Annotated in this window: 22 protein-coding genes; 20 read left to right on the top strand and 2 right to left on the bottom strand. The window is 65.8% G+C overall.

Features of this window, described 5'->3' with window-relative positions; all coding sequences use genetic code 11:
- Nucleotides 1-39 precede the first annotated feature (39 nt).
- The 15 genes from FHW84_RS10345 to FHW84_RS10275 all read left to right on the top strand — a co-directional run bounded on the left by FHW84_RS10345 (nt 40) and on the right by FHW84_RS10275 (nt 13907).
- On the top strand, nt 40-252 hold the full coding sequence (locus FHW84_RS10345; RefSeq protein ID WP_167255121.1) for a hypothetical protein: 213 nt from the start codon (nt 40-42) through the stop codon (nt 250-252).
- Complete coding sequence (locus FHW84_RS10340; RefSeq protein WP_167255119.1) at nt 245-1468, top strand: phage tail tape measure protein; 1224 nt, start codon at nt 245-247, stop codon at nt 1466-1468. The genes FHW84_RS10345 and FHW84_RS10340 overlap by 8 nt, the downstream gene beginning before the upstream one ends.
- Nucleotides 1461-1796: a phage tail protein gene (locus FHW84_RS10335; protein ID WP_167255117.1), complete on the top strand. Its 336-nt coding sequence runs from the start codon at nt 1461-1463 to the stop codon at nt 1794-1796. The genes FHW84_RS10340 and FHW84_RS10335 overlap by 8 nt, the downstream gene beginning before the upstream one ends.
- Nucleotides 1793-2503 (top strand): phage minor tail protein L, encoded by a 711-nt coding sequence (locus FHW84_RS10330; RefSeq protein ID WP_167255115.1) that lies wholly within the window; start codon nt 1793-1795, stop codon nt 2501-2503. Before FHW84_RS10335 ends, FHW84_RS10330 begins: the two co-directional genes overlap by 4 nt.
- Entirely contained in the window at nt 2500-3255 is a 756-nt protein-coding gene (locus FHW84_RS10325; protein WP_167255113.1) for a C40 family peptidase, read from the top strand. The genes FHW84_RS10330 and FHW84_RS10325 overlap by 4 nt, the downstream gene beginning before the upstream one ends.
- A 2-nt stretch (nt 3256-3257) precedes the next feature.
- The gene (locus FHW84_RS10320) at nt 3258-3596 is read left to right on the top strand and encodes a hypothetical protein (protein ID WP_167255112.1); all 339 of its coding nucleotides are present in this window, start codon (nt 3258-3260) and stop codon (nt 3594-3596) included.
- A 64-nt stretch (nt 3597-3660) separates the two neighbouring features.
- On the top strand, nt 3661-4329 hold the full coding sequence (locus tag FHW84_RS10315; RefSeq protein ID WP_208399736.1) for a tail assembly protein: 669 nt from the start codon (nt 3661-3663) through the stop codon (nt 4327-4329).
- Between the two features lie 2 nt (nt 4330-4331).
- Nucleotides 4332-7775 carry a host specificity protein J gene (locus FHW84_RS10310; RefSeq protein ID WP_167255110.1) on the top strand — a complete coding sequence of 1148 codons (3444 nt, stop codon included), beginning with the start codon at nt 4332-4334 and terminating at the stop codon, nt 7773-7775.
- Nucleotides 7772-8149: a hypothetical protein gene (locus tag FHW84_RS10305; protein ID WP_167255108.1), complete on the top strand. Its 378-nt coding sequence runs from the start codon at nt 7772-7774 to the stop codon at nt 8147-8149. Before FHW84_RS10310 ends, FHW84_RS10305 begins: the two co-directional genes overlap by 4 nt.
- Nucleotides 8133-8321 carry a hypothetical protein gene (locus FHW84_RS10300; protein ID WP_167255106.1) on the top strand — a complete coding sequence of 63 codons (189 nt, stop codon included), beginning with the start codon at nt 8133-8135 and terminating at the stop codon, nt 8319-8321. Before FHW84_RS10305 ends, FHW84_RS10300 begins: the two co-directional genes overlap by 17 nt.
- A gap of 74 nt (nt 8322-8395) precedes the next feature.
- Nucleotides 8396-9526 carry a hypothetical protein gene (locus FHW84_RS10295; RefSeq protein WP_167255104.1) on the top strand — a complete coding sequence of 377 codons (1131 nt, stop codon included), beginning with the start codon at nt 8396-8398 and terminating at the stop codon, nt 9524-9526.
- A 108-nt stretch (nt 9527-9634) separates the two neighbouring features.
- Nucleotides 9635-10615 (top strand): tail fiber domain-containing protein, encoded by a 981-nt coding sequence (locus FHW84_RS10290; protein WP_167255102.1) that lies wholly within the window; start codon nt 9635-9637, stop codon nt 10613-10615.
- A gap of 126 nt (nt 10616-10741) precedes the next feature.
- A complete protein-coding gene (locus tag FHW84_RS10285) occupies nt 10742-11653 on the top strand; it encodes a tail fiber domain-containing protein (RefSeq protein WP_167255100.1) in 912 nt (303 codons plus the stop codon).
- A 112-nt stretch (nt 11654-11765) separates the two neighbouring features.
- A complete protein-coding gene (locus FHW84_RS10280; protein WP_167255098.1) occupies nt 11766-12692 on the top strand; it encodes a hypothetical protein in 927 nt (308 codons plus the stop codon).
- 78 nt (nt 12693-12770) lie between these two features.
- The gene (locus FHW84_RS10275) at nt 12771-13907 is read left to right on the top strand and encodes a carbohydrate binding domain-containing protein (RefSeq protein ID WP_167255096.1); all 1137 of its coding nucleotides are present in this window, start codon (nt 12771-12773) and stop codon (nt 13905-13907) included.
- 19 nt (nt 13908-13926) lie between these two features.
- On the opposite strand, the gene FHW84_RS10270 is transcribed toward FHW84_RS10275, so the two are convergent.
- Nucleotides 13927-14958 carry a hypothetical protein gene (locus FHW84_RS10270; RefSeq protein ID WP_167255094.1) on the bottom strand — a complete coding sequence of 344 codons (1032 nt, stop codon included), beginning with the start codon at nt 14956-14958 and terminating at the stop codon, nt 13927-13929.
- Nucleotides 14959-15124: 166 nt separating this feature from the next.
- Here FHW84_RS10270 and FHW84_RS10265 point away from each other — a divergent pair, with 166 nt between their 5' ends.
- The 5 genes from FHW84_RS10265 to ubiE all read left to right on the top strand — a co-directional run bounded on the left by FHW84_RS10265 (nt 15125) and on the right by ubiE (nt 22260).
- Complete coding sequence (locus FHW84_RS10265) at nt 15125-16015, top strand: HAD family acid phosphatase (protein WP_167255092.1); 891 nt, start codon at nt 15125-15127, stop codon at nt 16013-16015.
- 338 nt (nt 16016-16353) lie between these two features.
- On the top strand, nt 16354-17322 hold the full coding sequence (locus FHW84_RS10260) for a hypothetical protein (RefSeq protein WP_167255090.1): 969 nt from the start codon (nt 16354-16356) through the stop codon (nt 17320-17322).
- A 61-nt stretch (nt 17323-17383) separates the two neighbouring features.
- Entirely contained in the window at nt 17384-20041 is a 2658-nt protein-coding gene (plsB, locus tag FHW84_RS10255) for a glycerol-3-phosphate 1-O-acyltransferase PlsB (RefSeq protein ID WP_167255088.1), read from the top strand.
- 58 nt (nt 20042-20099) lie between these two features.
- Nucleotides 20100-21458: an amidohydrolase family protein gene (locus FHW84_RS10250; RefSeq protein ID WP_167255086.1), complete on the top strand. Its 1359-nt coding sequence runs from the start codon at nt 20100-20102 to the stop codon at nt 21456-21458.
- 46 nt (nt 21459-21504) lie between these two features.
- A complete protein-coding gene (gene ubiE / locus FHW84_RS10245) occupies nt 21505-22260 on the top strand; it encodes a bifunctional demethylmenaquinone methyltransferase/2-methoxy-6-polyprenyl-1,4-benzoquinol methylase UbiE (protein WP_167255084.1) in 756 nt (251 codons plus the stop codon).
- A 15-nt stretch (nt 22261-22275) separates the two neighbouring features.
- Here ubiE and FHW84_RS10240 read toward each other — a convergent pair whose 3' ends face one another.
- Nucleotides 22276-23307, bottom strand: a complete 1032-nt coding sequence (locus FHW84_RS10240) for a sensor domain-containing diguanylate cyclase (protein ID WP_167255081.1) — start codon at nt 23305-23307, stop codon at nt 22276-22278.
- Nucleotides 23308-23404 lie beyond the last annotated feature (97 nt).

Genomic DNA, 23404 nt, shown 5'->3' with positions numbered 1-23404 from the left:
GGCGCGGGCGGCCAGCCGCTGCAGCGGCATCTCGAAGCGGTGCAACGCCAGCTCGGCCGCATGCCGGCCGAGCTGGCCGACCGCCCGGCATGCCCGGCGGAACTGGCCTATCTGGCCGAGTGGCTGGCGCAGCTGCCCACGCCGCTCACCCATACGGAACTCCATCACTGGACGCAGCTCACCGCCCGGCGACTCGATCGCTGGGAAGTGGAAGCGCTGGTGATGCTCGACAGGATACGCAGCGATGGCTGATATCGACAGCAACAGCCTCAATAATTTCGTGACCGCCTTGAACAAGGCGAGCAAGTCGCTGGGCGACATGCAGAAGGCGATGGATGCGGCGACGAAGTCGGCGCAGAGCGCTGGCAAGGCGGCGGATAGCGCTGCCAAGGAAGCCGCCAAGCCCGAGTCGACCGAGAAAGCCGTCAGCGGCTCGGCGCAGAAGATCAAGGACGATTTCGCCAAGGACCTGATGGCGGCGTTCAACGCGGATGGCAAAGCCGCCCGCGATGCGCGCATGAAAGCCCGCGACGATCTGTACAACGATCTCAAGCGCGGCGTCGCGGACACCACCAGCTACGGCCTGGCGGATGCGGCACGCACGAGCTACGACGGCGACAACAAGTATGCGAAGGCTTTCCTCGGCGCTTTCGCCAAGAACCCGGAAGCGGCGAAAAGCGGTGCCGCGACGGACGCCGCCAAGGCGGGTGGCGATGCGGCAAAGGGTGGCACCGGCAAGACCGAAGACGAGGTCGCCAAGAGCACGGACTTCATGGTCGATCTCGCTGCGCAGGCGGGCGAACGGATCCGCGGTTCATTGGGCACGATGCTCTACGACACGCTCGACGGCAACTTCAAGAACGTGGGCAAGAGCTTCCGTTCGATGCTGCGCCAGATGGTCGCCGACGTGGCGGCTTCGCAGATCTCCAAGCTCGCCGGATCCGCGCTGGGACTGCTCGGTAATTTCGTCGGCGGCCTGTTCAACAACAACACCTGGCCCGGCCTGAACAGCCCGAACATCCTGGGCGGCGATTCGTATATGGGTCCCGGCTCGACGCTGACCAGTTGGACCGCGGGGGCCGACGCCCTGCGCTACGGCGTGCCGGTCATAAGCAACACGTTCAAGCCGTTCGCCCGCGGCGGCATCGTCAGCAGCCCCACGCTGTTCCCGATGGCCACCGGCACCGGCCTGATGGGCGAAGCCGGCCCGGAAGCGATCATGCCGCTCACCCGCGGCGCCGATGGCCGCCTCGGCGTGCGCAGCAGCCGCGATGGCGGCAGCGGCGTCAATAACAACATCAGCATCACCGTCAACGTCGGCGCCAACGGCAACGCGCAGAGCGATACGCAGGCGCAGAGCGACGACGCCGGCCGCCAGCTCGCATCGATGGTGGAAGGCAAGGTCAAGGAAGTCATGGCGCGCGAGCAGCGCCAGGGCGGCATTTTGTGGAGGATGCAGCATGCCTGAAGTATTCAGTTGGGTTCCGCAGGTGGAGCCGCAGGGCCAGACCACCTTCCGCGTGCGCAGCGCGCAGTTCGGCGACGGCTACACCCAGACCGTCACCGACGGCATCAACAACCGCGTGGACAGCTGGCCGCTCTCGTTCGACGGCGACGGCAGCTACATGGCGCCGATCAAGGACTTCCTCGATCGCCACGCCGGCGCCGCCTCGTTCCAGTGGACCCCGCCGCTGGGCGCGCCGTCGCTGTTCCGCTGCGCCGGCTACACCCTGGTGCCGCGCGCGGCCGGCAACTACACGTTGTCGGCTACCTTCCAGCAGGTGTTCGCGCCATGAGCGTCTACGCCGATATCCAGAAGCTGGAACCCGGCGCGGAGATCGAGCTGTTCGAGCTGGATGCGCGCTCGATCACCGGCGGCGGCACGGGCGACGTGCTGCGTTTCCACGGCTATACGCAGGTCGGTTCGATCTGGTGGCAGGGGCTGGAATACGCGCCCTGGCCGATCCAGGCCGAAGGCTTCGAGCTCAATCCCGACAAGCCGCCGATGCCGATGCTGAGCGTGGGCAATGTCGATGGCCGCATCACCGCGCTGTGCCTGGCCTACCAGGATCTGGTCGGCGCGCTGCTGGTGCGCCATCGCACCTTCGGCCGCTATCTCGATGCCCGCAACTTCGCCGACGGCAACGCCAGCGCCGATGCCACGCAGGAGTTTCCGCCGGACAAGTGGTTCCTGGAACGCAAGGCCAGCGAGACCAGCACGCTGGTGCAGTTCGAACTTGCCAGCGCGCTGGACTTCGGCCAGCAGCAGTTGCCGGGGCGCACGATCATCGCCAACAGCTGCAGCTGGCTGCAGCGCGGCGGTTATCGCGGGCCGTATTGCGGCTACACCGGCGGCCCGGTGGCGAAGGCGGACGACACGCCGACCAGCGATCCGGCACAGGATGTGTGCGGTGGGCGGCTGTCGTCGTGCAAGCTGCGCTTCGGCCAGAACAACCCGATCCCGTTCGGCAGCTATCCAGCCGCCGGGTTGCTGCGCACATGAACCCGGCCACCCTGGATGCCTTCCGCGCCCACGCGACGGCCGACTATCCGCAAGAAGCCTGCGGGCTGGTGGTGGTGGCCAAGGGGCGCGAGCGCTATATCGCCTGCCGAAACCTCGCCACCACGCCGAGCGAGCATTTCGTGCTGGCCGCGGAGGACTATGCGGCAGCCGAGGAGCTGGGCGAGATCGTGGCCGTCATGCATTCGCATCCCGATACGCCGGCGCGTGCGTCGGAGGGTGATCGGGTGGCGTGCGAGGCGTCCGGGTTGCCGTGGTGGATCGTGGCGGTTGTCGTCGGTGCCGATGGCAATCCGCAAGCGGGTGAGCTTTCGTGCATCGAACCCAGCGGCTATGAAGCGCCGCTGGTCGGAAGGCCGTTCCATCACGGTGTGCTGGATTGCTGGACGTTATGCCGCGACTGGTATGCGCGCGAATGGAACCTCGCGCTGCCGGACCCGATGCGGCACGACAACTGGTGGGACGATGGCTGCTCCGATCTTTATACCGACAACCTCGCCGCCGCCGGCTTCGTGCCCGTCGATGCCAAGGACATCCGGCGTGGCGATCTGGTCCTGATGCAGATTCGCAGCCGCAACCTGGTGCCGAATCATGCGGGCATCTACCTTGGCGATGGCTTGATGCTGCATCACATGTATGGGCGCCTGTCGAGCCGGGATGTGCTCGGCGGCTACTGGCTGGAGAACCTGCGGCTGGTGGCAAGGTACACTGCGTCGACAACGGCCAAGGAATAGACATGCGCAAGAACTGGGCGGCGATACTGGCGGTAATCGCGTTGACGGCTTGCTCCAGCGTCACGGACCTCCAGCGCAAAGGCCCCGACGGAACATTCACCAGCGCCAGGAGCGTCCAGTCGGTCAGCGCCTGCGTGTCCCAGGCGTGGCAATCGCACAACAAGGCAGTCAACGCCACGCCGCTGGAGAATGGCACGCGAATCAACATGATCTATCCCGAGTACATGACGCCCATCGGCTTTGTCGACGTCACGGCGTCGGGAACGGGATCGAAGATTCTTTACTACAAGGGCGACGGATTCACTTCCTGGGCAAAGGACGATGTCGTCCACTGCCTCTGACCGCAACCCGACCTCTTTCTACACGAAGCCCGCGCAAGCGGGCTTTTTTTCGTCTGGAGATCCTATGCAGCAGCTTCGAACCGTACGCCTATACGGCCGCCTCGGGGCTTTATTCGGTCGTAAATTCAGCTTCGCGCTCGAAACGAATACGCCCGCCGAAGCCATCTCGGCCCTTTGCTCCCAGTTGAAGGGATTCCGCGAATACCTGACCAGCGCCAAGGATCGTGGCATGGGCTTCATGGTCTTCGTGGGCAAACGCAATCTGAGCGAGGACGACCTCACCAGTCCATCCGGTGCGGATGACATCCGCATTGCCCCGGTCCTGCTCGGCAGCAAGAGCGGCCTGGGCAGCATTATCCTCGGCGCGGTCCTGGTGGTGGTGGGCGCCTTTGTCACCGGCCTGAGCTACGGGTGGGCGGCACCGGTCGGCGGCGCCATCTCCAAGGTCGGCATCAGCCTTATCGTCGGCGGTGTCGTGCAATTGCTGTCGCCGCAGCCGAAGGCGCTGCAATCCGGCGACCGCCCCGACAACCAATCCAGCTACGTCTTCAACGGCGCCGTCAACACCCAGGCCCAAGGCAACCCCGTCCCCGTGCTCTACGGCCGCATGATCGTCGGTTCCGCCGTGGTCTCCGCGGGCATCCATGCCGAGGACTACGCACCGGCCACCGCTGGCGTCGGCGTCGGCGTGAATCTCAACGGCCGCATGCTCAAGAATTTCTACGAGAGGTAGACATGACTTCCACTCTTCAAGGCGCCAAGGGCGGCAGCAAGCAGCGCACGCCCGTCGAGTCGCCGGACAGCCTGCGCTCGATCGCCTATTTCCGCATTCTCGACCTGGTGAGCGAAGGCGAAATCGGCGGCCTGGTCAATGGACTGCAATCGATTTACCTCGATGAAACGCCGCTGGCCAACCCCGACGGCTCGCTCAATTTCCAGAACGTGCACGTGGAAACGCGCACCGGCACGCAGGACCAGGAGGAAGTGCCTGGCTATCCGGCGGTGGAGAACGAGATCAACGTCGGCGTGGAGCTCAAGCAGAGCACGCCGTGGATCCGTTCGCTGAGCAACATCTCGCTGTCGGCTGTGCGCGTGACCATTGGCGTGCCGGGCCTGTCCAAGGCCAATACTTCGAACGGCGACATCAACGGCTATTCGGTGCAGTACAAGATCGAGGTGCAGACCGACGGCGGAGCGTGGCAACTGGCCTACAACGGCGCAATCACCGGCAAGACCACCACCAAGTACCAGCGCAGCCACCGCATCGACCTGCCGGCGGCGCAAAGCGGCTGGAACGTGCGCGTCACGCGGATCACGCCGAATGCCAACAGCTCGGCCACCGCCGACATCACCACCGTCGATAGCTATACCGAGGTGATCGATGCCAAGCTGCGCTATCCCAACAGCGCATTGCTCGGTATTTCTGGCGACGCCGCGCAGTTCAGCAATATTCCCAGCCGCGCCTACGACCTGTGGGGTCGCATCATCCAGGTGCCGAGCAACTACGATCCGCTCGCGCGCAGCTACAGCGGCGTGTGGGACGGCAGCTTCAAGCCGGCGTGGACGGACAACCCGGCGTGGATCTACTACGACCTGTCGACGCACCCGCGCTATGGCCTGGGCCATCTGATCACCGCGGCCCAGGTGAACAAGTGGGAGTTGTACCGTATCGCGCAGTATTGCGACCAGCCGGTGAGCGACGGCAAGGGCGGCACCGAGCCGCGCTTTACCTGCAATGTGTTCCTGCAGACCGCCAGCGACGCGTACAAGCTGCTGAGCGACCTGGCCAGCGTGTTTCGCGGCATCTCGTTCTGGACGGGCGGCGCCATCACGGCTTCCGCCGATATGCCGGCGGACCCGGTGTATGCGTACAGCGCAGCCAACGTGATCGGCGGCCAGTTCACCTATGCGGCGAGCACGCGCATGACGCGCTACACGACCGCGCTGGTGACCTGGAACGACCCCAGTGATTTCTATCGCGCCAAGGTCGAGTACGTGGAAGACCGCACGGGCCTGGCACGCTATGGCATCCAGCAGACCACGCTCACCGCGTTCGGCTGCACCTCGCAGGCGCAGGCTCAGCGCGCGGGCCAGTGGGTGCTGCTTACCTCGCGGCTGGAAACCGATACGGTGACGTTCAAGGTCGGCCTGGATGGCACCATCGCGGCGCCGGGGCAGATCGTCCGTATCACGGACCCCGCCCGTGCCGGCAAGCGCCAGGGCGGGCGTGTCCATCAGGCCACGCGGACCGTGGTGACGGTGGACCAGGCGCCGGAGCAGGTGACGGTTGGCGATCGACTGACGGTGATGTTATCCACCGGCATGTCGGAGACGCAGGCCATTACGGCGATCGACGGTGCCCAGCTCACCGTTGCCGCTCCGGGCTTCTCGGTACAGCCGGAAAATGAAGCCGTGTGGATGGTGGAGAGCGACACGCTCGCCGCGCAAACCTACCGCGTGCTGTCGGTGATCGAGGACAAGTCGTCCAGCGATATCAGCTACACCATCACGGCATTGCAGCATGTGCCCGGCAAGTTCGCAGCGATCGACAACGGCGCGATCATCCAGATCCCGCCGATCAGCGCGCTGCCGGCTTCCACCCAGACGCCGCCGGCCAATGTGCAGCTCAACGGCCACGTGGTGATCACCCAGGGCATCGCCACCAATGTGGTGACCATCGCGTGGGATGCCGCGCCGGGCGCCACCGGCTACCAGGTGGAATGGCGGCGCAACGACGGCGAATGGGTGAGCGCGGGACGCACCCCAGGCTTGTCCGTCGACGTGGAAGGCATCTATACCGGCACCTATGTCGCACGCGTGCGGGCGGTCAGCCCCGGCGGCGTGGTGTCGGTGCCGGTGCTTTCGGTGGCGACGGACATCGTGGGCAAGACCGGCGCACCGCCGGTGGTCGCCACCTTCAAGGCGACGCCAAAAGTGTGGGGCATCCATCTGGAATGGAGCTTCCCCGCCGGCACCGACGATACGCAGCGCACCGAAGTCTGGCGTTCGAAGACCGCCAACCTGCAGGACGCCACCAAGATGGCGGACCTGGCCTATCCGCAGAACTCGCTGGAGATCGACGGCCTGGCCGCGGGTGCGTCGTTCTACTTCTGGCTGCGACTGGTGGACAAGACCGGCAACGTCGGCGCGTTCTATCCCGACGGCGCCGGTCTACCTGGGCAAGCCAGTGCCAATGCGGCCGACTACGAGCCGGTGATCACCGGCTTGATCGAGCAGACCCAGCTCGGCCAGGAGATTCTCGAAGGCGTGGACCTGGCCAACTCCGACATGGCCGGCGACGCCAGTGATTGGGCGGGCGATACCACCCACTACGCCGGCACCTGGACCTTGCTCGACGCGGTGCAGGACGGCGACCGCTCCATGGCCAAACGCGTGGACCTGGTGCAGGCCACCGTGGACAGCACCACCGCTGCCGTGCAGCAGACCTCGCAGGCACTGGTCGATCTCAACGGTAAAGTCAGCGCGACCTGGACGGTGAAGTGTCAGGTGAATGCGGCTGGCAAGGCGTATGCGGCCGGCATGGGGCTGGGCGTGGAGCAGCAGCCAGACGGCACATACCAGTCGCAGATCCTGTTCCAGGCCGATCGCTTCGCCCTGCTCAATGTAAGCAACGGCCAGACCAGCACGCCCTTCGTGATCCAGAACGGCCAGACCTTCATCAGCCAGGCCTTCATCGCGGACGGATCGATCACCAACGCCAAGATCCAGAACGGCAGCATCGACTCGGCCAAGATCGCCACCGCCGCGATCACCACGGCGCACATCGGCACGGCGCAGATCGACACGCTGCGCATCCAGGGCGAGGCGGTCACCGTGCCGCGCTCGTACAAGAATACCAACGCCACCGTGGGCGCTGGCGACGTCGCCGTGCTTGCCGTCACCGTGGATCCGGGCATGACTGTCAACTTCATGATCACCGCGACGGCGTATTTCTTCGGAACCTACACCGTCAACGACTGGTCGCAGGCCAGCCTGTACGTCGACGGTGCGCTGGCCGAAAGCATCGCTGCCTCCCACAACGTGCCGCCTCAGTTGCAGGTCTCGAAGATGATCGCGCTTACCGAAGGCAGCCACGTGATCAAGCTCAATGCCTCATCCAGCTCCACCAGCGCCAACTTCACCGGCTCCTACATCGTCGCACTGGGAGTGAAGCGATGAACTTCTCGATCTATGACAACACCGGCGTCTTCGTCGGCAATCTGTTCAGTCCGTATGCCAGCGATGCCGAACTCATGGTGCAGCTGGTGGGCGCGGCCGGTTTCGTTCAAGGCGATTACGACGCCGCCACGCGATGGTACGACCGCTCCACCGACCAGGTGCTTTTGCGCCAGTCCTTGCCCGTGCATCTGGACGGCATGCGGCTGCTTGGCGTACCGGCGGGTGCCATCGTTTCCATCCAGGGCGCAAGCCACATCGCGGACGGAAGCGAGATTGACCTGTCGTTCGACCAGCCCGGCCACTACGAGATCAAGGTCAGCCAACCGCCCTTCCTGCCATTCGAGAGCAGCATCGATTATGAAAATTCACACTAAAGGCGACTATCGCGCCGCGCGCCGCGCGCGCTATCCGGAACTTGGCGAACAGCTGGATGCCATCCTCGCACTGGCTGAGCACCTGCGCGCCAGCGGGCAGGCGTTGCCGGAGAAAACCCTGCGCTGGCTCGACGCCTGCCAGGACGTCAAAGCACGCATCCGCAAAGACTGACTCCGCCGCTCACGCGGCGCCGACCCACCCTCCGCCAAGCCGCCGCATGGCGGCTTTTTTAATGGAATCCAACGATGGCACAACAGCACATCAACCTCGGCGCACAATCCGATGGCAAGGACGGCGACACCAACCGCCAGGCCTGGGAAAAGACCGAGTACAACTTCAACGACTTGTACGGCGGTGCCATGTCGGTGCAGTCGATGAAGAACAAGATCATCAACGGCAAGCTCGACGTCTGGCAGGCCGGTGCCACCGCCACTGCATCGTCGGTCAACGCCATCGCCTGGGGACCTGACCGCTACCTGGGCCAGGCCTACAACGGATCCAACGGCAGCGGCAGTTCGACCATCAGCCTTAACCGGCTGGCGTTCGCACCCGGCCAGACCGCAGTGCCCGGCAACCCGAAATACTTCGCCCGATTGCAGGCCACGGCGCTCGGCACGCAGGGCGGTACCGGGCCGATGATACGGACGCTGCAGTATATCGAGGACGTTTCGACCTTCGCCGGCGGCAATGCGACGTTCTCGGTCTGGCTGAAGTCCGATTCGGTGCGCAGCGTCGGCTTGATGTTGCAACAGAATTTCGGCACGAACGGTTCGGCGGCGGTAGTCGCCGCGCAGACAGTGTTTACGGTTAACACGACGTGGCAGCGCTTTACTTTCACCTGCACTTTGCCGTCGGTAGCGGGTAAGACCATCGGCGACAACAGCAGTGTTTCGCTGGCGCTTTACCTCTACAAGCAGGACAACGGAGACGGCTCCAACTTTGCCCCGCTCGGCGCCTGGGCCACGGCCGGTTATCTGGACTTTGCCATGATGCAGCTCGAAGCGGGCGTGATCGCCACCGACTTCGACGACCGGCCCTTTGCGTTGGAGGAGCTGTTGTGCAAGCGTTATTGCACGACGAGCAAGGCATTCATCATGGGCCGGTGGGGTTCGGCCAGCAGCGTCCGCCTTTTCAACGACTTTGAGGTGCCGATGCGGCGGCTTCCGGATGCCTCGCTGCAGTCGAGTACCATCGAGGTCGAGTCGACCCAGGTCGCGATCTACACCATGAGCAATCTCCAGATCACTTCGTGCAACGGTGACAACCGGCGCGTGCAAGTCGACATCGTCGGTTCGGTAGCCACAGGCACGCCGTCGACAGGCGCCATGGCGCAACTCGATCGTCTGCAGGCCATTCTTTTCCGCGCCGAATTCTGAGGCTTTGGCGGCCTGACCTTATGACGACGAAGCCCTTAGCCGGTGCAAAGGGCCATTGACCCCAGCCCGCGCACGCCACGTGCAGGGGCTGCATTTGTACGGAAACCTATGACCATCCAACTGATCAATCTCGGCGTCCTGCCCAAAGGCGAGGGCGGCGACACCAGCCGTACTGCGCTGGAAAAGTGCAACGTCAACTTCACCCTTCTGGACGCGCAAGTGACCTCCGCGCAGGCCTCTGCCGACAGCGCTGGCCAGGCCGCAGACACGGCGAATGGCACCGCGAATGCCGCCAAAGCCACGGCCGACCGAGCCATGCCCAATGCCAATCCTAACTTCACCGGCAGCATCGGCAAGACCGGGGTGACCAACGAATTCTGTTATCGCGTATCCAACACCGGCGTCGACCGCGGCATCGGCGGCCCGTGGGCCGAGTGGACGCAAAATCGGACACCGGCACTGCAGGTCGACGCGCAGAACAATACGTCGGCCTATATGGTGGTCCGAGCGACGCACTGGGGCGTGCGCCATCTCGCCGCAATCGACATGTACGAAGGCGGCTCCGATTCAAGCCATCCCGTAGTCAGTTTGCACGTGGGCTCGACGATCAACGCCTTCCAGTTCTACGAATGGGGCAATGCGACGTTTGCGGGCACGCTGGCACAGAATTCCGACTACCGAATCAAGCGCGACGTGGCCGATATCGATGGCGCGGCCGCGGCATCGAGCCTCAGGGCCGTGCGTCCCGTCGAGTACACCGATAACCGCGACCCGTCGGGTGCGCCAAGGCGCGCCGGCATGATCGCCCACGAACTCGCGCATCAGTTTCCCCTGCTGGTCGAAGGCACCAAGGATGCGGTGCGCAAGGTCGCGCACATGGTCGGCGATACGACGCCGTACGCACCAGGAACGGAGCCCGCTGGATATACGCCTCCGGTCCCGGTCGAGCGCGAAGAGCCCGTGCTGCAGAACGTCAACTATATCGGCACCGTGCCTTACCTGATCGCCGCGTGGCAGCACACCGACGAACTGCTGCAACAGGCGATGGCGCGCATCGCGGCGCTCGAACAGAAGCTTCCGTCTGCGTGACGTGGCCGCTGCTGCCTTGGCATAAGCGAAGCGCGGCAGCATAGGCACAATCGAATTCATCGGAACCCGCAAGCCCGTTTCGCGGCGCACGGCGCGGGCGGCTTCGCGAACCACCATGGAAATGACATGACCATCGAATTGATCAATCTCGGCACACCGCCGAAGGGCGAGGACGGCGACACCAGCCGCACCGCCAACCTCAAGTGCAACAACAACTTCTCCGAACTCGACACCCGCGCCAAGACCGCGCAGGACACGGCGGATGCAGCCAAAGCCGCCGCCGCTGCGGCCAAGAGCACGGCAGACGCCGCCCTGCCCAAGGCGGGTGGCGCTGTCGCCGGGGCGCTCGCCGTGGCCGGCAAGCTCTCGGCCACGGGCGGAACGCTGCAGGTTGGCGCCGACACCGGTACCTACTGGACCGTTACCTATCCCGGCGTCATCACCCGCAGCATTCCTTCCTCGCCCGGCAACGGAGCCTATACGCTGGGCGTAACGACCAGCGGCTCGTTCGGAGGCGGCTACGGACTGAAGGACGGAAGCTACAACATCGGGCTGTGGTCCAGTTTCGGCAATCTCATCATCGGCTTCGGTACGAACGACGGGCCGCTGAATGGCGTCTGCCAGATTTCTGCCAACGGCAACATGACCATCAACGGCACACTGACGCAGTCCGACTATCGGCTGAAGAACGTCGAGCGCGATCTCGATCCAGCCGAGGCACTGGCTTCGGTGATGGCGACGCGCATCGTCCTGTATCGATTGCGCAACGATCCGGCGAAACGCCTTATTGCCGGCGTGCTTGCGCATGAATTGCAGGAGGTCATGCCGGACGCGGTGGTCGGCGAGAAGGATGGTATGAGCGTTGCGCCGTCGGGCGATGCCTCGGACATCGGCATGGCGGAGGCATACCAGGCGGTGGACTACAACTCGGTCTTTGCGCGCACGCTTTCGGCGATTCAGTGCCTGGCAGCGAAGCTCGAGCGCCAGGAGGCCCTGATCGACTCCTTGCGCGAGCAGCTCTCCTCCCGGCCGGCCTGACCGCGGCGAAGCACCGCCTTGCACTAGCGCCGCCGGCCCGCTCCCGTTAGCGTGTGCAGCCTCACGAGGCGGCCATGGCGTTCACCGGTGCCGCTCTGCACAAGGACGTCGCATGAACCACCCCGCCCAGCGCTCGAACCTCCCCTGGCTCGCCGCCGTCACCGCCATGCTGATGGTGGTGGCGTGGCATTGCGTCACCTTCGGCCTGATGATGCTGCGCGCGCCGTCGGATAACGAACAGATCTTCACTTATCTGACGATGACGCTGAAGACGATCGGCGAAGGATTGCTGGTGCAGGGCGGGTTGGCGTTCCTGGTCGCGCAGTGGCACGGCGAGCGCCGTCAGGAATGGGCGTTCCAGCGGCCGCTGCTGCTGATGGCTGTGTTCGCCGGAAGCTTGCTGGGCTGGGACATCGTGATCATGGTGCTGTACCAGGGCATGTTCATGCTGTTCGGCACGGCGATGATGGGGCATGGCTTGCAGACCGGCATCTTCGCTTTCGGCCTGGCGCTGGACGTCGTGGTCATCGCATCGTCGTGGTGGCTGGCCTTGCTGGTCTGCCGAAAGGACAGGATCGCCATGCCGCCGCCGGCGGGCCAGCGCACGCGTGCGGCGGGCCTCGCCGGATGGATGCAGGCGACGGCGGTGGTCGTGGGCATGGCGCTGCTGTATCCGTTGGTCAACGCGTACGACGCCTATTCGCCGGTGATCGTGATAAGCACCTGGATCGGCGCACTGCTGGCCGGCGCGCTCGCCTTCGGTGGCGCATGGCTTGGCTTGCCGCGCAACCTGTCGCTGGTGCGGGTGGGCCGGCTGTTGAGCGCGAGCGTGCTTGCGTTCGTGTGTGCTTATCTGCTGCTGGCCGGTGTTGGCGTCGTGGTGGCGCTGCTGATCTTCGGCGGCAGCGGCCACGTGGACGACGTAATCGCCATCGCGATCCTGGTCGCTCTTGGCCTGATCCCGCTGCTGGGCATGCTCGGCTTCCAGTGGCTGTGGACGCGCGTGCTCTATACAAAGGTGCGGCGCGCAGCGAACTAGCCCTCTCGGCTAGCTTTTCATCCCGTCAAGCGGCCTTCCGGCTTCGTCCGGAACGGGCCGCTTTGCCGTGCCTGTGGCATGGCCATCCCAACCTCTTGCCGCCCACGGGCAATCTCACAGGAATCGCCATTCATGGCACAGCAGCACATCAACCTCGGCACCCAATCCGACGGCAAGGACGGCGACACCAACCGCGTTGCCTGGCAGAAGACCGAAGCCAACTTCAACGAGCTTTACGGCGGCGCGCTCAGCGTCGCCACTTTCAAGAACCGCATCGTCAACGGCAGCTTCGATATCTGGCAGCGGGGCACCAGTTTCTCGTCGACGGGTTACTGCGCCGACCGATTCCTGGTGCAGCAGACCGGGACCACGATCAATGCCACGCGGCAGGCGTTTGCGATCGGCCAGTCCGCGGTGCCCGACAATCCGGCGTACTTCATGCGCTGCGCCGTCAGCTCCGTCGCCGGAGCAGGCAATGCCTGCTATCTGGCGCAGCGCATCGAAAGCGTAGCCTCGCTCGCCGGCAAGCGGGTAACCGTGTCGTTCTACGCCAAGGCCGATGCCGCCAGGAAGATCGCGCTCGAAGCCACGCAATATTTCGGCAGCGGCGGGCCGGCTTCCATCAATGCCATCGGAGTCACCAGCTTCAACGTGACCGGCGACTGGCAGAGGTTCTCCGCGACCTTCGACGTTCCCGCGCTGGTCAATACCGCCATGGGCCCGTACGGTGACGATTTCCTGCAGATAGCACTGTGGATGGATGCGGGCGGCAACTACAACGGCCGGACGAATACGCTGGGCCAGCAATCCGGCACGTTCGACTTCGCTCAGGTACAGCTGGAGATCGGTGGCGCCGCGACGTCCTTCGATGTGCGCCCCAAGGCGATCGAACAGCAGCTGTGCAACCGCTATTGCTATGCCTTCAACGCAGCGATCGGCACGGGCATTGGGGTAGGCACGCAGCACAACGCCACCAGCACCTTCGTCCCGCTGCCGCTTCCCACGGCCATGCGTGCCTCGCCGTCGATGCGCAATCTCGGATCGCCTATTCGCTGGGTGGGTGCAGCTTCCAATACGAGCGACCCCGCATTGGGCGTGATCAATCAGGGGCTGGTATGCCTGATTTTCACGGTGTCCGGCGGCGCGCAATGGTCCAGCGGCTATGCGGCTTCGTCGGGCGGTCCGCTTTCTCTGTTGATGGAAGCGGAGTTGTAACGGCCGAGGGACTGCGCGATTAAATCAACCGCTCCGCCTCCAACTCACTCTTGAGATACGCATAGTAAATCGGCGCCGCCACCAACCCCGGCAGCCCGAATGCCGCCTCCACCAGCAACATCGCCACCAGCAATTCCCACGCACGCGAACGGATCTGCGTCCCGACGATGCGCGCGTTGAGGAAGTACTCCAGCTTGTGGATCAGGATCAGGAAACCCAGCGCCGCCACACCCACGCCCAGCGATACCGACAGGCCGGCGATGGTGATGGCGGTGTTGGAGATCAGGTTGCCGATCACCGGCAGCAGGCCGACGATGAAGGTGAGTACCACCAGGGTCTTGGCCAACGGGATGTGATAGCCCATCAAGGGCATCACGCCGAGCAGGAAGATCGCGGTGAACACCGTGTTGATCAGCGAGATCTTGATCTGCGCGAACACGATGTTGTGGAAGGCCTCGGCCAGGCGCTGGCAGCGCAGGCCGAGCGCGGCGGCCAGCGGGCCGACCTGGTGCGCGGGGCGCGTGCGGCTGAGCGCGACGATGCCGCCCAGCACCATGCCGATGATGATGTGCACCAGCACGCGGGCGGTTTCCTTGCCCAGCGACTGCAGGCTTACCGAGTGCTTGTGGGTGAGTTCCAGCGCCATCACGCGCAGCTCGTCCACGCTGTCCGGCAGCCAGCCCACCACGGCGGCGGGCAGCTGCTGGCGGGCTTTTTCCACCAGCGGCATCAGCTGGTCCTGCCACAGCAGTTCCGGGTTGCCCAGCTCGGTGCGGAAGAAGCTCAGCGCGCCGAGGATCAGCAGGATCAACAGGCCGACCACGATCACCGCCAGCAGCGCCACCACCAGCACGCGCGCGCGGTCGCCGGGAATGCGCTTGCCGAGCAGCGGCGCGCTCGATTGCACGATCTCGTACACCAGCAACCCGGCGAACAGCGCCGGCAGCAGGCGCAGGCACAGCACCAGCAGCAGGGCGGCGCCGGCCAGCACATAGGTGGTGATGCGGATCGGCAGGCTGGGCTGGCGAGGCTGGGGCAGGCTGGTTTCCATGCGGGCTTGGGGCAGTCCAGGGAGCCCGCAGTCTGTCAGCAGCGCATGGCGGTCGCCACCCCGGGAAGGCAGGGGTGGGAGCGTGGCTTCAGGAAAGCCGGCAGGGTCTTTCCCCTGGCGTAAACTGCGGCGATTCTGTCCGCTCGCTTTATCTACAGGGAAAACCATGCGTATTCGTCTGACGGCGTCCTGCGCCGCCCTTGCCCTGCTCGCCGGCTGCTCGGCTCAGCATGCCGCCAAGCCCTCCGCTGTTGCGCCAGCCACGCAGGCGGCGGCCGCTAGGCCCGCCGCCGACGACAACCTCAACGCCGTGGCCTGGTCGCAAAGCGCGATCGAGCACGACCTGATCTACCTGCAGACCTACCGCGACGCCCAGGCCCGCCTGCCGGCCGCGCTGAAGGACAGGAGCTGGGACGCGCTGAGCAAGGAAGACCGCGCCGCGCCGCTGAAGAACCAGAAGCCCGCGGTGGTGCTGGATATCGACGAAACCGTGCTGGACAACTCGCCCTACCAGGCGCGCCTGATCCGCAGCGGCGGCGAATTCAACGAGGCCGACTGGGCCGCCTGGTGCAAGGAGCAGAAAGCGCGCGCCCTCCCGGGCGTGGTGGAGTTCACCCAGTTCGCCGCCAAGCATGGTGTGGCCGTGATCTATATCTCCAACCGCGCCAAGGATCTGGACGAAGCGACCCTGGGCAATCTGCGCAAGGCGGGCCTGCCGGTGTCCGGCCCGGAAGCCTTTCTGGGCCTGGGCACCTTCGTGCAGGACTGCGAGCAGATCGGCACCGAAAAGGGCTGCCGGCGTCAGCAGATCAGCAAGAAATATCGGGTTTTGATGCAATTTGGCGACCAGATCGGCGATTTTGTCACCGTGCTGGCCAACAACGCCGAGGGCCGCAGCAAGGCCATGGCGCCGTATCTGAACTGGGTCGGCACGCGTTGGTTTGTGCTGCCGAACGCCACCTATGGCTCCTGGGAGCCGGCCCTGTTCAACAACGACTGGTCCGCCCCGCGCGAAGAGCGGCATCGCTTGAAAGTCAACGCCTTGCGCGTGGACTGAGATTCTCGATCACGAATAATCAATGACTTAGCGCACCTAACGAAAGTGTTGCCTTAGCTTTCAGGATGCGGTTAAGATCGCCGCGCCGACCCTGCTGCTGACCACAGATTCTGCGGGCAAGGCCATTTCCCTTCCGGCTCTGCCGGATTACCCCGCGAGGCCCAACGCCCGCGGGGTTTTCTTTTGCGCGGTTCACGGATCGTGAACGGCGCAGCGGATTTGGCACCCTCTGCCCTTGTCTCGCCGAAGCGGGCGCCCTTACGCTCCGCCGCTCATCGTCCTGCCCGCCTGGTCCTACCCACCGACGGTGCGGCGATCCACTCCGCGAGATCCCTCCCATGCGTCATCGTCCGCTCCGTCTTCTACTGCCCGGGCTGCTGGCCGTGGCCGCATTGGCGGCCTGCCATGACAAGGACAAGCAGAAGGAAGCCGAACTCACCGGCGGCGCCACGCCGGAGGCGGCGATCCAGGACGAAGTGAAGCTGATCCGCGCCGGCGACTTCGTCGGTTTCTGGAAGCACTCCCTGCCCGCGGCCGACTACGCCACCCTGCGCGCCGACTGGCCGCGCGAGCACGCCGTCGAACCGCCCAGCGCGGAGGACCGCGCGCAGTTCGAGGCGAAGATGAAGGAGCTCACCGAGCCCGGCGCCGAGGACAAGCTCTATGCGGAAGCCAAGCCCAAGCTCGCTCAGCTGCAGCAGCAGTACAGCGACCAGCTGCCGGTGATGCTCGGCATCGGCCAGGGCATCGCGCGTACCGCGATCGATCAAAGCCACGCCATGACGGCGGTGCAGAAGAAGCAGGCCAACGACGTGCTCGACGTAGTGGTGCCCTGGGCACAGCAGCAGTCGTGGTTCGACCAGGCCAAGGCCAGGCAGGCGATCGCCACCCTGGTAGCCACCGCACGCAAGCTCGACATCAAACATGCCGACCAGCTGCGGGCGCTGGATTTCGACACCGCCATGCAGAAGTACAGCACCGGCTATCTCGGCCTGCGCGACGTGCTGGCCATCTACGGCCTGTCGCTGGACCAGGCGCTGGATTCGGTGAAGGTGACCACGCTGGAAAACGCCTACGGCTATGCGCGGGTGAAGATCGACTACGTGTTGCTGGGCAAGCCGCTCAGCACCGAGTCCACCCTGATGCAGCAGGACGGCCGCTGGTACAGCGAAGACTTGCTGAAGAACGTGCGCGATGCGCATCAGCGCCTGAGCACGCCCGCCGTCGCGGCGAGTGCGCCGATGCCGGCAGCTGCGGCCAGCACGCATGCGGCCACCGCGCCGGCGACCGCACCGCCCAAGCGTTAAGAGCTCGTTGCCCCAAACCCCGCCTACCGGAACGGGCGGGTTCACCCGGTACAATGCGCGGATGCTGAACATGTCGACCGCGGAACTTCCCGCCCGCAGCCGTGCGCCCTGGTGGTTCAACCTGGCCGGGCAATTGCTCGAACCCTGGTTGCGCCTGCGGCGCGACCCGGCCGAACCCGCGACCCTGCTCAAGCCCGGCCTGCCGGTGTGCTACGTGGTGGAACGCGATGGTTTCTCCGACGCGCTGATCCTGGAACGCGCCTGCCGCGAAGCCGGCCTGCCCAGCCCCATGCAGCCGCTGCAGGGCACGCGCCGCCGCCGCTCGATGTTCGCGCTGGTGCGCCGTGACGGCTGGCTGTTCGGCCGCAACCGCCACCGTGCGCCCACCGAAACGCTGAGCCAGCTGGTGCGTACGCTGGAGGCCGACCCGGAGCGCGACATCCAGATCGTGCCGGTATCCATCTATGTGGGCCGCGCCCCGAACCGCGAGTCCGGCTGGTTCAGCGTGCTGTTCTCCGAGAACTGGGTGATGGTCGGCCGCTTCCGCCGCCTGATCGCGCTGCTGCTCAACGGCCGCGACACCGTGGTGCACTTCTCCACGCCCGTGTCGCTGCGCTCGGTGATGACCGAAGCGGGCGACATCCAGCAGCCGGAGCGTTTCGCGCGCAAGATCGCCCGCGTGCTGCGCACGCATTTCCGGCGCATCCGCGCGGCCGTGATCGGACCCGACCTTTCGCACCGCCGCACCGTGGTCGACTCCGTGCTCAATGCGGAACCGGTCCGCGACGCCATCGCCGCCACCGCGGCGCGCGAGAACATCAGCCCCGCCAAGGCCTGGCGCAAGGCGCACGACATGGCGATGGAAGTCGCCGCCGACTACTCGCACCCGGTGGTGCGCTCGGTGTCGTTCCTGCTCTCCAATTTCTGGAACAAGCTGTACGACGGCATCGCCATGCATCACTTCGACAAGGTCCGCGCCGCCGCGCCGGGCCACGAAGTGGTGTACGTGCCCTGCCACCGCAGCCATGCCGACTACCTGCTGCTGAGCTATCAGCTGCACCAGGCCGGCGTGGTGGTGCCGCACATCGCCGCGGGCGTGAACCTCAACCTGCCGGTGATCGGCCCGCTGCTGCGCCGCGGCGGCGCGTTCTTCCTGCGCCGCAGCTTCAAGGGCAATGCGCTGTACTCGGTGGTGTTCAACGAATACCTGGCGCAGCTGATCGACCGCGGCGTGCCGATCGAATACTTCATCGAAGGCGGCCGCTCCCGCACCGGCCGCCTGCTGGCGCCGCGCGCCGGCATGCTGGTGATGACCGTGCGCGCCTTCCTGCGCGCGCCGCGCCGCCCGGTGCTGTTCCAGCCGGTGTACATCGGCTACGAGAAGCTGATGGAAGGCAAGAGCTACGTCGGCGAGCTGTCCGGCAAGGCCAAGGAAAAGGAATCGCTGATCGGCCTGCTGCGCGGCCTGAAAGTGCTGCGCCAGCGCTACGGCCACGTCGCGCTCAACTTCGGCGAACCGATCGAGCTCAATCCGCTGCTCGACGCCGCCAGCCCCGACTGGCGCACCGCCGGCGGCGATCCGGACGTCAAGCCGGAATGGCTCAACGGCCTGGTCGACGACCTGGCCGAGAAGATCCACGTCAACATCAATCGCGCCGCCGACGTCAATCCGATCAACCTGCTGGCGCTGGCCCTGCTGGCCACGCCCAAGCACGCGATGGCGGAGAACGACCTGCTCGCCCAGCTGGAGCTGATGAAGGCGCTGCTGGAAGAGCTGCCCTATTCCGACCGCATGACCCTCACCCCGATGGACCCGGCCGGCATCATCGCCTACGGCGAACAGATGGGCTGGATCAGCCGCGTGCGCCATCCGCTCGGCGACGTGCTGATGACCGAGGGCGAGCAGGCGGTGCTGCTCAGCTACTTCCGCAACAACGTGCTGCACCTGATGGCCACCGCCGCGTGGGTGGCCTGCTGCTTCCTCAACAACCGCCGCATGACGCGCGCCTCGGTGCTGCGCCTGGGCCGCATCATCTATCCCTTCATCCAGGGCGAGCTGTTCCTGCCGTGGGATGCGGACGGCTTCGGCCAGCAGGTGCAGGCCACCATCGACTTCTTCGTGCGCCGCGGCCTGCTGGAAGCCACCAGCGAAGGCCGCGTGCTGGAACGCGGCCCCGGCCAGGACGATGCCGCCTACCAATTGCGCGCCATCGCGCGCAGCCTGATCCAGGCCTTCGAGCGCTACTACATCACCATCGCCGCGCTGGTGAAGAACGGCTCGCACGTACTGACGCCAGCGGAGCTGGAGAACGCCTGCACGCTCACCGCGCAGCGCCTGGCCCTGCTCAACGAGCTGTCCGCGCCGGAGTTCTTCGACAAGGCGCTGTTCCGCGGCTTTATCCAGAAGCTGCGCGAGAGCCGCATCATCTGGACCGACGAAGGCGGCAAGCTCGATTACGACACCGCGCTGGAAGTGATGGTGCGCGATGCGCGCGTGATCCTTGCGCGCGAAGTGCGCCATTCCATTCTCAAGATGACGCCCGGCGGCGACAGCGAGAAGGACGAGCAGCGTCCCGCGCCCCTGGCCGAAGAAGCCGTACAGATGGCCGAACCGCCGGCCGCCGGGCCGCCCGCAGCCGACGAGCCGACCACCAGCGAAACCCTGCACGAGCGCCACGTCGACACGGAACGGCACGAGCACCACAAGCCGCAGCCATAAGCGGATGGCGGCGGGCCTCCGGTCCGCCTAGGATGCGGCTTCCGCCAAGGAGGTCGCCATGCACGCCCGTCTCGCCTTCGCAGTCGCCGCCGTCGCCATGCTTCCGCTGACCGTGCGGGCGCAGGAAGCTCCGCCAGCCGGCGGGCACGACCTCAGCGTGCTGCGCTGCGCGCGGCTGTTCGATCCGGCGGCGGGCAAGATGCTCGGCCAGTCCACGCTGATCGTTGAGGACGGCCGCGTCAAGGAAATCCGCAGCGGCGCGGTCGACCCCGAGCCGTATCGCCAGGCCGCCGCGGGCCGGCGCTTCGCCTACGTCGATACCGGCGACAGCACCTGCCTGCCCGGCCTGATCGACTCGCACACCCACCTCACCTCCGAGACCAGCCCCACCGGCTTCACCGATCAGTTCCGCTGGAACGTCGCCGACTACGCCGTGCGCTCCACCGTCTATGCGCGGCGCACTCTGCTGGCCGGCTTCACCACGGTGCGCAACCTGGGCGACGGCCAGAACGAATCGATCGCGCTGCGCAATGCCATCAACGCCGGCGTGGTGGTGGGCCCGCGCATCTTCACCGCCGGCAAGCCGATCGGCTCCACCGGCGGCCATGCCGACCCCACCGACGGCTACCGCATGGACCTGGCCGGCGACCCGGGCATCAAGGACGGCATCGTCAACAGCCCGGAAGACGCCGTCAAAGCCGTGCGCCAGCATTACAAGGACGGCGTGGACCTGCTGAAGATCATGCCCTCCGGCGGCGTGCTGGACGAGAGCGCCAGCGTGGACAACGCGCAGATGACCATCGAGGAGATCAAGGCCGTGGTCACCGCCGCGCACGACTATGGCTACACCGTCGCCGCACACGCGCACGGCGCCGAGGCGATCCGCCGCGCGGTGCTGGCCGGCGTCGACTCGATCGAGCACGGCACCTTCATGAACGACGAGGACATGCAGCTGATGAAGCAGCACGGCACCTGGTACGTGCCCACCATCACCGCCGGCAAGTACGTGCAGCAGATGGCTGGAAAGCCCGGCTACTACCCGCCCCAGGTGGCGGCCAAGGCGAAGCAGGTCGGGCCGATCATCCAGGCCACCGCGGGCAAGGCGTACAAGGCCGGGGTGAAGATCGCCTTCGGCACCGATGCCGCGGTCTATCCGCACGGCCAGAACGCGCGCGAATTCCAGTACATGGTGGAGGCCGGCATTCCGCCCGTGGCCGCGCTGCAGGCGGCCACCACGCACGCAGCCGAGCTGCTGCACAAGTCGGACGAACTGGGCCAGATCGCCCCGGGCCGCCATGCGGACGTGATCGCGGTGCCCGGCAATCCGCTGGACGACATCAAGGCCATGCAGCAGGTGAGCTTCGTGATGAAGGACGGGGTGATCTACAAGATGGACGGCAAGGCTTTCGAGCCCTGAGACTCCGGCCGGGGCGCCGGAACAGGCCATCCTGTAGCATATGCCCATGAGCGAACAGCAGCCCAAGACCACCCATTTCGGTTTCCGCGACGTCCCGGTCGGCGACAAGCAGAAGCTTGTCGGCCGCGTCTTCACCTCGGTGGCCGGCAGCTACGACCTGATGAACGACCTGATGTCGTTCGGCGTGCACCGCCTGTGGAAGCGCCATTTCGTGGCCATCAGCGGCGTGCGCAAGGGCGACCGCGTGCTGGACCTGGCCGGCGGCACCGGCGACATCGCCGCGCTGCTCAAGCCGGTGGTCGGCGCCGAGGGCGAGGTGGTGGTGGGCGACATCAACGCCGCCATGCTTACGGTCGGCCGCGACCGCCTCACCGACCGCGGCCTGGTCGGCGGCCTGCGCTGGGCCCAGCTCAACGCCGAATGCCTGCCGTTCCCGGACAACAGCTTCGATGCGGTGACCATGGCCTTCGGCCTGCGCAACGTCACCGACAAGGACAAGGCCCTGGCCGACATCTGCCGCGTGCTCAAGCCCGGCGGCCGTGCGCTGGTGCTGGAATTCTCCAAGGTGCAGAGCGAGCTGTTCGGCAAGCTGTACGACTTCCACTCGTTCAAGGTGCTGCCGAAGCTGGGCCAGCTGTTTGCGGGCGACGCCGACAGCTACCAATACCTGGCCGAATCCATCCGCAAGCATCCGGACCAGCAGACGCTCAAGGGCATGATGGAGCGCGCCGGTTTCGGCAAGGTCGAGGTGCGCAACCTCACCAACGGGATCGTGGCGATCCACAAGGCCTACAAGCTGTAAGCCCCCCGCGCGCGGTCAGGCGATGCCGGCCGCCATGCGCTTGCGCTGGCGCTTGTCCGCATACATGGCCGCATCGGCCTGCGCGATCAGGGCTTCGGCATCGTGCGCATCGCGCGTGGCGACGATCATGCCGATGCTGGGGCCGGCATAGTCGATCGCCGCACCGGCCAGTCCGAAGTGCCCCGACGTGGCGAGCTGCAGGCGCGCACGCATCGCCATCGCGGCGACCTCGGCATCGCTCTCATGCGGCGTGTGCGACAGCACCACGAATTCGTCGCCGCCCAGGCGCGCCACGAAATCCCCGGCGCGCAGGGCGCTCTGCAGGCGCCCGCCGATCGCGGCGAGGAACTGGTCGCCGACCTCGTGGCCGTAGTGGTCGTTGATCGCCTTGAACTTGTCGAGGTCGACGAAGGCCACCGCCAGCGCGCCGCCCTCGCGTCCCAGCGCGGCCAGCCGGCGCCGCATCTCTTCCATCAGCGCGCGGCGGTTAGGCAGATGGGTGGTGGTATCGGTCAGGGCGCTGACCGCCAGCGAATCGTTGGCCTGGCGCAAGGCGTGCACCAGCCGCTCGCGCTCGATCTGCTGGCCGATCAGGCGCGAGAACATGTAGAGAATCTTTTCCGCGCCGTCGGCCAGCGGCTTGCGCTCGCCGCTGGCGGCGCAGAGCGTGCCGTACAGCGTGCCGTCCTCGATGCGCACCGGCGTGCTGGTGTAGGTGGCGATGCCCAGCGCCATCGCGGCTTCGGAGTCGGCCCAGCAGTTGGCCACGTCGTCGGTGTAAAGCCGGCCTTCCTCCAGCGCGCGCTTGCACAGGGTGCCTTCCCAGGGCACTTCCAGGCCCTCCGGAATCTGCAGGCGCAAGGTATTGCGCGCGTACACCACGTGCTGCACGCCCGCCGTGGTGTCGATCCGCGTGAGGTAGGTGGATTCCAGGCCGGTCACCGCCTGCAGCAGTTCCAGCAGCGGACGGACCAGTTCCTCCAGCGATTGCGCGCCGGTAACGGAATCCGCAAGCACACTGACGAAATCGATGGATGCGTAGCTCATGGGGAGCGGCGATAACTTGCGGCGACGACTCTCATCGCATGGCTTCTGTCACAAAGGAAGGGCGGCCGCCGGTGACCATAAAACGCGCCGCCGTGTC

It is taken from the genome of Dyella sp. SG562, assembly GCF_011759495.1.
Taxonomy (GTDB): Bacteria; Pseudomonadota; Gammaproteobacteria; order Xanthomonadales; family Rhodanobacteraceae; genus Dyella_D; species Dyella_D marensis.
The sequence above is the reverse complement of the archived record's forward strand: the minus strand, read 5'-3'. Positions and strand labels throughout refer to the sequence as shown.